The organism is Roseateles albus, from assembly GCF_028595345.1.
In the GTDB taxonomy this organism is placed as follows: Bacteria; Pseudomonadota; Gammaproteobacteria; order Burkholderiales; family Burkholderiaceae_C; genus Paucibacter_A; species Paucibacter_A albus.
This window is the reverse complement of the sequence record NZ_JAQQXT010000009.1, coordinates 14,942-27,436: the sequence shown is the minus strand read 5'-3', so window position 1 is coordinate 27,436 and position 12,495 is coordinate 14,942. Positions and strand designations below refer to the sequence as shown.

Here is a 12,495-nt window from a genome sequence, read left to right as displayed (position 1 = left end):
CCCGCGACGGGCTCGCCCTGTGGCGCAGCGCTTGCAATTTACTGCGCGCCGAGCTTGGCGATCAAGGCGCGCAACTGCTCGACCTCGGCCGGCAGCAGGTCCGATAAGGGCGGGCGCACCGGGCCGGCGCCATGGCCGACCAGCGTCGCGCCGGCCTTGACGATGGACACCGCGTAGCCCTCACCCTGATTGCGCAAGGCGATATAGGGCAAGAAGAAGTCGCGGATCAATTGATCGCAAGTGGCGTTGTCGCCGGCGGCGTGAGCGCGGTAGAAGTCCATTGCCGTTTTCGGAATGAAGTTGAACACCGCTGACGAATAGACCGGGCAGCCCATCGCCTTGTAGGCGCCGGCAAATACTTCGGCCGTTGGCAAGCCCCCCAGATAGGCAAAGCGCTCTCCCAATGTCTGACGGATGGCGACGAACTTCTCGATATCACCGACGCCGTCTTTGAAACCGACCAAGTTGGGGCAACGCTCGGCCAGCACCAGCAAGCTGGCCGGCGTCAGGCGGCAGGCGCCGCGGTTATAGACAATCACGCCGATCTTCACGCTCTTGCAAACCGCCTCGACATGATTGATCAAGCCGGCCTGACTGCCTTCGGTCAGGTAATGCGGCAATAGCAAGATGCCCTGCGCGCCCAGCGCTTCGGCTTCTTGCGCATATTTGATCGCCAGCGTCGTGCCGCCGCCGGCGCCGGCCACGATGGGCGTGCGGCCGCGGCAGGTGTCCAGCGCGACCTTGATCACCTGTGCATATTCCTGCGGCTCCAGCGAGAAAAACTCGCCGGTGCCGCCGGCCGCGAACAAGACCGTCGCGCCATAGGGCTGCAGCCATTCCAGCCGCTCGGCATAAGGTTTGGGCGCAAAGTTCAAGGCGCTGTCAAAGTCGGTCAAAGGGAAGGACAGCAGGCCGGATTGAAGAACGGACTTGAGATCTTGGGGCGACATGAAAGGGGATGCTCCTGTGGCTGCAAATTGATGGGGTGGCAGACATCGGGCAGCGCCGACGATCGCCTGATTCGAGCACCGATCAGCACCCTACTTGTACGTCATCATACAACTCAAGATAAATCAGTCAACAAGAAAATGCGGCGCTCAAAGCCCTATTCCACCCAAGATTCAGCCAAGCCTCAGCACAGCTCAGGCCAAGCCCAACCTGGGCAGCAGGCCTGTTGCCAGCCTTGCCGAGGCGACCAGAACATTCGCCGCTCAAATAATCGAGCGCCGCCCGCTTCAATCTGCGGCAGCCTCCTGCGCACGTCGCAAGCGCTCACGACTGTTCGACAAATGGGTGCGCATGGCGGCCCTTGCCGCCTCCGAGTCTTTGCTGGCAATCGCATTGACGATGCTTTCATGCTCGACATGCACGCGGCGCAAATAGTCACGCCTGTCTTCGCCGGCAAAGCCCGCCGTGTTGATGCGGTTGCGCGGGATCAGCATGGCCCCCAAATAAGTCATCAGATCGACGAAGTGCACATTCTGCGTGGCTCGCGCGATTTCCATATGCAACTGGAAGTCGGCCGCCACCGCATCGGTCTTTTCCTCGATGGCCACGGCAAACGCAGCCAAACTGGCCTGCATCACCCGAAGGTTCTCGTCACTGCGCCGCTGGGCCGCCAAACCGGCCGCCTCAGCCTCCAAGCCGATGCGCAATTCCAGCACTGCGATCACTTCACGCAGCGTCGCCAGCTGTTCCGGCGCGATTCGAAAGTTGGCCCGCTCACCCACACTCATCACAAAGGTGCCGATGCCGTGCCGCGTCTCCACCAAGCCCGCCGCCTGCAGCTTTGACAGCGCCTCCCGCACCACCGTGCGACTGACCCCGAACTCGGCCATGATGGCCGCCTCGGTCGGCAGCCGCTCACCCACCTTGAGCAGACCTTCGCGGATGCGCAGGCCAAAAGCATCGACCAATGCGACAGCAAGATTGCGCGGGCGACGCAAAGCCCCGGCGGGGGCGATGTTGGCCAAAGCCCCAGGCGGGGCGGTCTTCGCATTCGGCATGTTTAAGGGAATTCCCTGTGATTAAGCTTCTTGACACCCTTGATCGAGCCAGCGAACATCGCTCAAGTTGTACGACAACCGATGACAAACATCATCTGTGGTCGAACTCTATCAAATCCAGTCGGCAAATCCAAACCCAACGCAGCTTTATTCATGAGTGACTTCCGGCCCTTCACCGCCCACCCGCCTGGCCCGTCCAATGAACGACTCCAGCGACTGCAACGCTTGCTGCTGACCGGCGCTGCCGGCACGCTGGGTCGTATGCTGCGCCCACGCCTGCAGGCCAGCTGCGAGTTGCTGCTGCTGTCGGACCGCATCAGCTGCGGCGAGATCGGGGCCCATGAGACCGAGCAGATCTGCGACCTCGCCGATCGGGCGGCCATGCTGGCCTTGCTGCAAGGCGTTGACGGTGTGGTTCATCTGGGCGGCGTGTCGGTAGAAAACCCCTTCGAACAAGTGGCGGCGAGCAATCTGCACGGCGTCTTCAACTTGTATGAGGCCGCGCGCCTGAGCGGCTGCACGCGCATCGTCTTTGCCAGCTCAAATCACACCATAGGCTGCTACGAGCAAGGTCGGCCCCTGAGCGTCGGCGACAAGCCCAGGCCTGACGGCTACTACGGCGTGTCCAAGCTCTTCGGCGAAAACATGGCGCAGCTGTACTGGGATCGCTACGGCATCGAGACGGTCTCTTTGCGCATAGGCACGGCCACGCCCGAGCCCGAAGACCGCCGCGCGCTGTCCACCTGGCTCAGCCCGGACGATCTCGAGCGCCTGGTGCGGGCGGCGCTATTCGCGCCCAACGTGGGCTGCCTGACCGTCTACGGCGTCTCGGCCAATAGCGAGCGCTGGTGGAGCGCCGAAGGCTGGGACAAGATCGGCTACGAGCCACAAGACAATGCCGAAGCCTGGCGCGAGCGCGTGCAAGGCGTTGACTTTGCCGCCGGCTCGCCGATGGCCCGCTTGCAGGGCGGGCGCTTCCTCGGCCTTGGGCCGTTTGAGCCCCAGGCATGAACCAAGCCGAGCTGTGGTGGGATGGCGGCGCGGCCTTGGCCGAAAGCCCGCTTTGGTGCGCTGAGCAGGCCTGTTTCTATTGGGTCGACATCTCGGGCCAGCGCATCTGGCGTCACGATGGCTCGACCCGGCCGGCCCAAAACTGGCAGCTGGATCAAACGGTCGGCTGCATCGCCTTGCGGGCGGGTGGCGGCTTGGTGGCGGCGCTGCAGGACGGCGTTTATGCCCTCGAACTCGGCGCGGCGGCGCGGCCCCAAATGACCTTGCTGGCCGCCGCTTTGCATGGCAAAGGCTTGCGCTTCAACGATGGCCGTTGCGACCGCCAGGGGCGCTTCTGGGTCGGCAGCATGCATGAGGATCCGGCAGCAATTGAACGACTGCCGCTCGGTCGCTTGGCCCGACTGGCTGCGCCCTCAGAAAGCACAGGCAGCTGGGCACCCGCCTTGCGGGAAGCGATGCTGGTGCCCAATGGCCTGGCCTTCAGCCCCAGCGGCGACAAGCTCTATTTCAGCGACTCGGCCCCCGCCGTCGCCAAGGTCTGGGTCTGCGATTACGACCGGGCCAGCGGCCAAGCCGCACAGCCGAGGGTCTTCATCGATCGCCTCATAACGGGCCGACCCGACGGCGCAGCCGTCGACGTCGAAGGCTGCTATTGGATATGTGCCAATGACGGCGCCGCCGTACTGCGCTACACACCCGCCGGGCAACTCGACCGCCGGATTGAGCTGCCCGTCGCCAAACCCACCATGTGCGCCTTTGGTGGCGCCGACATGGCCACCCTTCTGATCACGTCGATGCGCCCTGCCGGCGCCGGCGTGCAAGCAACTCTGGCGGGCGCACTGTTTGCGCTGCGGCCCGGAGTGACAGGATTGCCCGAAACGCCCTACGCGGATTGATGGCGCCATTCTCAAAAAAACACTCAAAAAACCGAACGGAGACCGTATGAAACTCAAAGCGAAATTGTTTGCCAAATTGCTACCCGGACTGATACTTGGCGCCAGCCTGAGTGCCCAAGCCACCGACTTCCGCTCCACCGACATCCATCCCGACGGCTACCCTACCGTGGACGCCGTCAAGTTCATGGGCCAGGAACTGAGCAAGCTCAGCAACGGCCGCCACAGCATCAAGGTTTTCAACAACAGCGCCCTGGGCGCCGAGAAGGACACCATCGAGCAGGCCAAGATCGGCGCGATCGCGATGACACGCGTGAACATCGCGCCGATGAACAATATCTGCGCGCCCACCGTGGTGCCGACCATGCCGTTCTTGTTCCGCTCCAAGGAACATATGCGCGCGGTGCTGGACGGCCCGATTGGTGAAGAGATTCTGAAGAGCTGCGAAGCGCAGGGCTTTATCGGCCTGGCCTTTTACGACAGCGGCGCCCGCTCAATCTACACCGTCAAGAAGCCCATCAAGAGCCTGGCCGACGCCAAGGGCTTGAAGGTCCGCGTGCAGCAATCCGACCTCTGGGTTTCGCTGCTGGAGGCCATGGGTGCCAACGCCACACCGATGCCTTTCGGTGAGGTCTACACGGCCTTGAAAACCGGCTTGGTCGATGCGGCGGAGAACAACTACCCCTCGTATGAAAGCTCGCGCCACTTCGAAGTCGCCAAGTACTACTCGAAGACCGAGCATTCGATGGCGCCGGAGATGCTGCTGTTCTCCAAAAAGATCTGGGACGGCTTGAGCGCCGAGGATCAAAAAGCGCTGCGTCAAGCCGCCAAGAACTCCGTGCCCTTTATGCGCAAGCTCTGGGATGAACGCGAAGAGAAGTCCCTCGCCACGGTCAAGGCCGGCGGAGCCCAGATCATTGAGGTCGACAAGGCCAGCTTCCAGGCCGTGATGAAACCCGTCTACGACAAATTCATCACCGATGCCAAGCTGAAGGATCTGGTCAAACGGATTCAAGAAACCAAATAAGCCAGGGCCGCTGCCCGCCCGGCCTTCAATCAAAAGGCCGGGCGGGTGACTTGTGCTCACATTGATTTCATCTGTGCGTCGGGCCGCGCCCCGACCGAACCGGAAACACCATGTTGACCAAATTTTGTGCGGCCATCGCCAAGGCCTGCTTGCGCCTGGGCGTGTTCGGCTTGTTGCTGCTGCTGCTGGCCGTGAGCTACCAGGTATTCGGCCGTTATGTGATGAACAACACGCCCACCTGGGCGGAAAGCCTGGCCTTGTTGCTGGTGCTCTACGTGACGATGCTGGGTTGCGCCGTCGGTGTGCGCGACGCCGGGCATATCGGCATGGAGCTGCTTGACGGCCTGCTGCCGAACAACTGGCGTCGTCCGCTAGAGATCCTGATCCATTTGCTGACCATGCTGTTCGGCGGCCTGATGGCCTGGAACTGCGCCGAGATGCTGCTCTCCGTGCGCAGCTATCTGATCCCCACTTTGGGCGTTTCAGAGTCCTTGCGCTATGTGCCCATGGTGCTGGCCGGACTGCTGATCATGCTTTTTTCTTTTGAACATATCGTCGCCTTGCAGCGCGGCGAAGAGGTGAAGCCCGCATGGCACTGACTATCCTTTGTATCGCCTTCTTCGGCCTGCTCATTCTGGGCGTGCCGGTGGCCTTCGCGATTGGCCTGTCGGCACTCGCGACGATTCTGTATGAAGGTTTGCCGATGGCGGTCATCTTCCAGCAGATGACCTCGGGCATGAATGTGTTCTCCTTCTTGGCGATCCCCTTCTTCATCTTTGCCGGCGAGTTGATGCTTTACGGCGGCATCGCTGACAAGATCGTCGATTTCGCCCGCGCCTTGGTCGGCCATGTGCGCGGCGGCTTGGGCATGTCCAATGTGGTCGCTTGCACCTTGTTCGGCGGCGTCTCGGGCAGCCCGGTGGCCGATGTGTCGGCCATGGGCGCGGTGATGATTCCGATGATGAAGAAGGAAGGCTATGGCGCCGACTACGCCGTCAACGTCACCACCCACGCCGCGCTGGTCGGGGCCTTGATGCCGACCAGCCACAACATGATCATTTACTCGCTGGCGGCCGGCGGCAAGGTCTCGATCGCCAAACTGATTCTGGCCGGCCTGATTCCAGCCCTGGTGTTGACGATCTGCAATCTGGTTGCCGCCTACACCGTGGCCGTCAAGCGCGGCTATCCGGCGGGCAGTTTCCCCGGTTGGGCCATCGTCGCGCGTTGCTTCGCGGCTGCCTTGCCGGGCTTGTTCGTCGTCGTGCTGATCCTGGGCGGCATCATGTCGGGGGTCTTCACGGCCACCGAATCGGCCGCCGTGGCGGTGCTGTATGCCTTGTTCTTGTGCGTGGTGATTTACCGCTCGCTCAAGCTAGAGCAGTTCGTCAAAGCGGCGGCCAAGGCGGTCAAGACGACCGGCGTGGTGCTGCTGCTGATCGGCATTTCATCGGCCTTCGGCTACATCATCAGCCTCTACGAAGTGGCCGACCTGACCGGCCGCGCGCTGACCAATTTCAGCTCCAGCCCCTGGGTGATATTCCTGCTGGTCAATCTGATTCTGTTCGTGCTGGGCACCTTCCTGGACATGGCCGCCACCATCCTGGTCTGCACACCGATCTTCCTGCCAATCTGCATGAAATACGGCATGGGCGAAATCCAGTTCGGCATCGTCATGCTGATCAACTGCGCTTTGGGCCTAAACACGCCGCCGGTCGGCACCACGCAGGTGGTCGGTTGCGCTATCGGCGGGGTGTCGGTCGGCACGGTGATGAAGACCATCTGGCCCTTCTACGGCGCCTTGATCGCCGCACTGATGCTGGTGACCTTTGTGCCGGCGTTCTCGCTGTGGCTGCCAGGCATCGTTTTTCCCTGATTTTTGGGAACCTGATCTTCGGCGCCATGCCGCGCCCAAGTCTGCTCCGCTGTCCCGACCATGGCCATGGCCGGGACGCATGCCGGAATTCGTCCTGCCGACGCTGACCCGTGCTGATTTGCCCGGCCGTTTCGAATTTCCAACATCTATAACGGAGACATCACCATGAAAATCAACTCTCTTGGCTACGCGGCCATGCTGCTATGTGCAGGCGCGGCTCAGGCCCAGTCCTCCAGCGTCGTGCTCTACGGTCTGCTGGACGTCAACGTCAGCAACTATGACAGCGGCGCCAAGGCCAATGCCGGCAACCTAACTTTGGTTCAGGACGGCACCGTCAACGGCCTCAATGGTTCGCGCTGGGGCATGCGCGTCACCGAAGACCTCGGCAATGATCTCAAAGCGGGCGTCATCATGGAAGGCGGTTTGCTGGCCGACACCGGCGCGCTGGCCCAGGGCGGGCGGGCCTTTGGTCGGCAAGTCTTTGTGTCTCTGACATCGGCCAGCCTGGGCGAGCTGCGCTTGGGGCGCCAGTACATCTTGGAAGACAGCGTGATGGGTTTGAGCAATCCCTTCGTCAACGCGCTGACGCTGAACCAGGGCACAGCGGTCACGAATATGGGCAAGAGCCTGCCGTTTTGGCTGAATGCACCGCGGGCCGACAACGTCGTGCAATACGCGACGCCGACCTGGGCCGGCTTTACCGGCACGGTACAGATTGCCCCCGGCGAGGCCACCGCCGACCGCTTCCACGGGCTGAAGGCCGCCTACACCCTGGGCAACTTCAATTCGGCGCTGTCCTATGAATGGAACAAGTCGCGCAGCAGCGGCGCCGACACCAACAAGTCCTTGACGCTGGCCGCCAACTACAACTTCGGCCTGTTCAAGCTGCTGGGCGGCTACCAAAAGAATGATGAGCTGACGACCACCAGCGGCAATGGCGCTGCGGCCGGTATCGGCCTGACCGTGACCGGCCCGGACGGCGTCTTTAGCGCCGACGCCATCAAGGGCTACACCATTGGCGTCGAAGTTCCCTTGGGCGATTTTCTATTGGGCAGCAACTACTCCAGCGTAGAGTACAGCGGCGTCGCCGCCAACAAGGTCGGCAAAAGTGCCACCTTGGGCAAGCTGGGCTTTGGCGTCAAATATGGTTTCTCGAAGAACACCTTTTTGTATTCCAGCATCTCCTTTGCCAGCGGCGATCTGCAGGAGTACATCTCGCAAGAACGCGTGATGCAAGTCGGCTTGCGCAAGTCGTTCTGAACCCAGCGCCCCAGGTCAAACTGGGGCGCACCCCTGACAAGACAGCAACTTATTCCAGATGAGCCAGCAGCCTCTCTACATCCGCATGCAAATTGGCGACAACGTCGCCATCGTCGTCAATGATGGTGGCCTGCATGCCGGCAGCCAATTTGCCGACGGCCTCGCCCTGCTTGAGCGCGTGCCGCAGGGTCACAAGGTGGCGCTAACTGACATTCCGAGCGGCGCGCAGGTGCTGCGCTACGGCGTCAGCATTGGCCTGGCCATCCAAGACATCAAGGCCGGCGCTTGGGTGCATGAGAAGCTGCTGGCCATGCCCACCGCGCGCAGCCTGAACGAGTTGCCGATCTGCACAGTGGCCAGCCCAGCCTTGGCGCCGCTGGAGGGCTACAGCTTTGAAGGCTACCGGAACGCCGATGGCTCGGTCGGCACGCGCAATATCCTGGCCATCACGACCACCGTGCAATGCGTGGCCGGCGTGCTGGAGTTGGCGCTCAAGCGCATCAAGGCCGAGCTGCTGCCGCTGTTCCCCCATGTGGATGATGTGGTGGCCTTGGAACATGGCTACGGTTGCGGTGTGGCGATCGACGCGCCTGACGCCATCATCCCTATCCGCACGCTGCGCAATATCAGCCTGAATCCGAACTTCGGCGGTGAAGTGATGGTCGTCAGCCTGGGCTGCGAAAAACTGCAGCCGGAACGCTTGCTGCCGCCGGGCAGCATTGCGATCGCCGATCAACGAGAGGAGGAGCTGGATGTCGTGCGCCTGCAGGATGACGCGCATATCGGCTTTCAATCGATGCTGGATTCAATCATGCGCAGCGCCGAGAGCCATTTGCAGCGGCTCAACCAGCGCCGGCGCGAGACCGTGCCGGCGTCCGAGCTGGTGGTCGGCGTGCAATGCGGGGGCAGCGACGCGTTCTCCGGCGTCACCGCCAACCCGGCGGTCGGTTTTTGCACCGATTTGCTGGTGCGCGCCGGGGCTACCGTGATGTTCTCGGAAGTGACCGAGGTGCGTGACGCCGTGGATCAGCTGACCGGGCGCGCCGCGACAGCCGAGCTTGCCGAGGCGATTCGGCGTGAGATGGCCTGGTATGACGCCTATCTGCAGCGCGGCAGCGCCGACCGCAGCGCCAACACCACGCCGGGCAACAAGGCCGGTGGCCTGTCCAATATCGTCGAGAAGGCGATGGGCTCGATTATCAAAAGTGGCACAGCGCCTATCAACGGCGTCTTGTCGCCGGGCGAGCGCGTGCAGACAAAGGGCTTGCGTGGCTTGGTCTTTGCCGCCACCCCGGCCAGCGATTTCATCTGCGGCACGCTGCAATTGGCGGCCGGCATGAATCTGCATATCTTCACCACCGGCCGGGGTACACCCTATGGTCTGGCGGCTTGCCCGGTGCTCAAGGTCGCTACCCGCAATGATCTGGCACGGCGCTGGCATGATCTGATGGACGTCAACGCCGGCCGCATTGCCAGCGGCGAAGCCAGCATCGAGGACATAGGCTGGGAGATGTTCCGGCTGCTGCTGGAGGTGGCCAGTGGGCGCAAAAGGACCTGGGCCGAGCAATGGAAGTTGCACAACGCGCTGGTGCTGTTCAACCCGGCGCCGATTACCTGATACCCCCACGGCTAGCGCAAGCCAATGCCATCACAACCCGGATAGCAAGAAGCCGCTCGGCTTTTCCTCCCACAGGCTGCACCTCGTTCTCTTATGGTCTCGCGCCCCAAATTTTTCGATCGGCGGCTTTGTGAGGTGCTGCAGACATTCGCTCAACGAAATGCTCAATGGCCGGTTTCAGCCACTGCGGTCGTTGGTTCGCCAAAATCGATCGACTGCTGCCAGCCTTCCAGCGTCGGGCGATCTCGCGCGATGGGCGACTGCAATGGGCACCGAGTTGCTACGCGGGCAGTGACCTCGAAAAATCCGGGCCTGCTCCAAGCCGACAGTTCGAGCAGGAGCCGCAAAGCTGACGTTCGGGTAGCCGACCGTTTTGGTCAACGTCGGCTTACGGGCGTTGTTGCGGCCTCACGCTCCAGGCCAGCTGCTGTCATTCGGATGCGCAGTGGGTGGCGCCAGCACGGTGCACATTGCGGTCGTCCCAACTGAGCTTCTTGAGCCCTGATCATTGTCAGTAAGCGGTCATTGACCAGCGGCCGCTTTCAGGACGGCAAACGGATGCGTTCGCGAAGACGATCCAACAGCCCCTGCGACTTCAGCGCAGGCAGGTTCAGAGAACCAAGGTCAGTGCGAAGCGCCTTGCGGCTGCCGTCCCTCACTGGTGCGATATATGGATCACGCATGTGCATTTCCAATACATGTTGGCGCCGAGGCGAATTTGAGCCACTTTGCGCGTCGGTCCCGACAATCTGGTGAGCCATGCATGTAGATCCCACACCTGCATGGCTGTGGATGCTCTTGTCGCAAACACTGGCTCACTCAAGTTTCGGCGGGGCGGCTCATCGCTGGGTCGGCGCCAACACCCCATGGACTGCAACCGCCGATGAAGAACCCGTTGACGCATCAACTGCGCGTGCTGCTGCTCGTCCTGCTTGCCTATCGCCTGATCACCGAAAGCCCGTCTAGAGGGTGAGCATGGACTTCATCCGTTTCACTGGCTAGGTGTGCCCCCACTTTGGCCCGCTTTCCTTCACGGCAACTGTGGCCTCAAGTGCCTTCTGGCGTGGCCGATATCAGCGCCTTGGGGTCGCTTTTCGCCGCGATGCCCGGCGAGTTGATTTCTACACTTGCCGACAACCCTGCACTCAAGGCGTCAATCGATCCATAGGAGACAAAGCATGAATGACTTAAAGATATCGACCCGACTGCAACTGGGCTTTGGGACCGTGATCCTGCTGTTCATCCTGCTCGCTGCGGTTACGGCCTTGCGCGTCGAGAAAGCGGCTGCTGCGACCGAAAGGATGGAGCGTTCGGCCGCATTGGTGCAGCTGGCAAGCTACTGGCAAGGCCATGTACGCCAGAACTCAGCGCGTTCGCTGGCGGTGGCGTTTTCCGAAGGCGGGACGCTGCTGGCCTTCTTCAAAGACCAGATGGCCGACACCACCAAGCAGACCTCGGAGACGCAAAAGGCATTTCTCGAGATGGTACAGGACCCCGCCTCACGGCAACGTGCCGACCGGGTCGGAGAGGTCCGCAAAAGCTGGTTGGCCGTACGCGACGAAGTCAATAGCCTGAAAGCCGCCGGAGAGAGCGAAGGCGCGCGGGATCTGGTGCAGAAGAAGTTTGCGCCCGCCACCGATGAATACATCCGCGTGACTCAGCAACTGGTCGATGGAGAGGTAGAGAGCGTCAGAGCGGCCCAAGCCGAGGTGAAAGCCGCTTTTCGGCAGATATACATCATGGGCGCCGTGCTTTTTGTGATCGCCATCGTGTTGGCAAGCCTGTTGAGCTGGCATCTGTCGCGCAGCATCTCCGGTGGCCTGGCCCATGCCAGCCGTATTGCCGAAAGGATAGGCGCAGGCGATCTGACGGCCACCCTGGAGGTTCGCGGTCGAGATGAGATTGGTCTGCTGGTCCAGTCCTTGGACACGATGCAGCAAAGCCTCGCCCAGGTCGTGCACACGGTGCGCCAAGGCTCGGAAAGCGTCGCAACGGCCAGCGCAGAAATCGCTTCCGGCAACAACGATCTCTCTGCCCGGACCGAGCAGCAAGCCAGCGCGCTGGAGCAGACCTCGGCCTCCATGGAAGAACTGGGTGCAACCGTCAGACATAACGCCGATAACGCCCGCCAAGCCAACCAACTGGCGCAGAGCGCCAGCAGCGTGGCCACACAGGGGGGCGAGGTGGTGGCCCAGGTGGTCGCCACCATGAAAGACATTAACGACAGCTCACGCAAGATCAGCGACATCATCGGCGTCATCGACGGCATTGCCTTCCAGACCAATATCCTCGCACTCAATGCGGCGGTGGAGGCCGCCCGGGCGGGTGAACAGGGTCGCGGGTTCGCGGTGGTGGCCGGTGAGGTGCGCACCCTGGCGCAACGCAGCGCCGACGCAGCCAAGGAGATCAAGAGCTTGATCGGAGCCAGTGTCGAGCGGGTTGAGCAGGGGACGGCTCTGGTGGACCGAGCCGGCAGCACAATGACCGAGGTCGTCGCGTCAATTCGCCGGGTCACCGACATCGTCGGCGAGATCAGCGCAGCCAGCGTCGAGCAGAGCCAGGGCGTGGCCCAGGTCGGGGAAGCCGTCACACACATGGACAAAGCAACCCAGCAGAATGCCGCCTTGGTCGAAGAATCGGCCGCGGCCGCCGAAAGCCTGCGCACTCAAGCGGAGCAGTTGGTGCACGCCGTCGCCGTGTTCCGACTTAAGGGCGACCGCTGATCGCTCGGTGTTTGAGGTACTGACTGCGTGGCAACTCAGTGCCCATAGCAGTCGCCCCTCGCGCGCGATCATTGCTGCGCGCCC

10 protein-coding genes are annotated in these 12,495 nt (G+C 62.1%); 8 read left to right on the top strand and 2 right to left on the bottom strand.

What is annotated here, in order from left to right:
• Positions 1-38: 38 nt before the first annotated feature.
• Together kdgD and PRZ03_RS14970 are read right to left on the bottom strand one after the other, a co-directional pair.
• Positions 39-950 carry a 5-dehydro-4-deoxyglucarate dehydratase gene (kdgD, locus tag PRZ03_RS14975; RefSeq protein WP_273601051.1) on the bottom strand — a complete coding sequence of 304 codons (912 nt, stop codon included), beginning with the start codon at positions 948-950 and terminating at the stop codon, positions 39-41.
• Positions 951-1,235: 285 nt separating this feature from the next.
• Positions 1,236-2,006 carry a FadR/GntR family transcriptional regulator gene (locus PRZ03_RS14970; RefSeq protein WP_263556757.1) on the bottom strand — a complete coding sequence of 257 codons (771 nt, stop codon included), beginning with the start codon at positions 2,004-2,006 and terminating at the stop codon, positions 1,236-1,238.
• Positions 2,007-2,159: 153 nt separating this feature from the next.
• Here PRZ03_RS14970 and PRZ03_RS14965 point away from each other — a divergent pair, with 153 nt between their 5' ends.
• From PRZ03_RS14965 to PRZ03_RS14930, 8 genes are all read left to right on the top strand, one after another.
• On the top strand, positions 2,160-3,017 hold the full coding sequence (locus tag PRZ03_RS14965) for an NAD-dependent epimerase/dehydratase family protein (RefSeq protein ID WP_273601050.1): 858 nt from the start codon (positions 2,160-2,162) through the stop codon (positions 3,015-3,017).
• Positions 3,014-3,913 (top strand): SMP-30/gluconolactonase/LRE family protein, encoded by a 900-nt coding sequence (locus tag PRZ03_RS14960; protein ID WP_273601049.1) that lies wholly within the window; start codon positions 3,014-3,016, stop codon positions 3,911-3,913. The genes PRZ03_RS14965 and PRZ03_RS14960 overlap by 4 nt, the downstream gene beginning before the upstream one ends.
• Positions 3,914-3,959: 46 nt before the next feature.
• Positions 3,960-4,937, top strand: a complete 978-nt coding sequence (locus PRZ03_RS14955) for a TRAP transporter substrate-binding protein (RefSeq protein WP_273601048.1) — start codon at positions 3,960-3,962, stop codon at positions 4,935-4,937.
• A 110-nt stretch (positions 4,938-5,047) separates the two neighbouring features.
• Positions 5,048-5,536, top strand: a complete 489-nt coding sequence (locus PRZ03_RS14950; protein WP_263533996.1) for a TRAP transporter small permease — start codon at positions 5,048-5,050, stop codon at positions 5,534-5,536.
• Complete coding sequence (locus PRZ03_RS14945) at positions 5,527-6,810, top strand: TRAP transporter large permease (protein WP_273601047.1); 1,284 nt, start codon at positions 5,527-5,529, stop codon at positions 6,808-6,810. The genes PRZ03_RS14950 and PRZ03_RS14945 overlap by 10 nt, the downstream gene beginning before the upstream one ends.
• Before the next feature lie 165 nt (positions 6,811-6,975).
• Positions 6,976-8,070, top strand: coding sequence for a porin (locus PRZ03_RS14940; RefSeq protein ID WP_273601046.1), 1,095 nt, complete (start codon positions 6,976-6,978; stop codon positions 8,068-8,070).
• A 58-nt stretch (positions 8,071-8,128) separates the two neighbouring features.
• Positions 8,129-9,688 carry a galactarate dehydratase gene (garD, locus tag PRZ03_RS14935; RefSeq protein ID WP_273601045.1) on the top strand — a complete coding sequence of 520 codons (1,560 nt, stop codon included), beginning with the start codon at positions 8,129-8,131 and terminating at the stop codon, positions 9,686-9,688.
• 1,178 nt (positions 9,689-10,866) lie between these two features.
• A complete protein-coding gene (locus PRZ03_RS14930) occupies positions 10,867-12,411 on the top strand; it encodes a methyl-accepting chemotaxis protein (protein WP_273601044.1) in 1,545 nt (514 codons plus the stop codon).
• Positions 12,412-12,495: the final 84 nt, after the last annotated feature.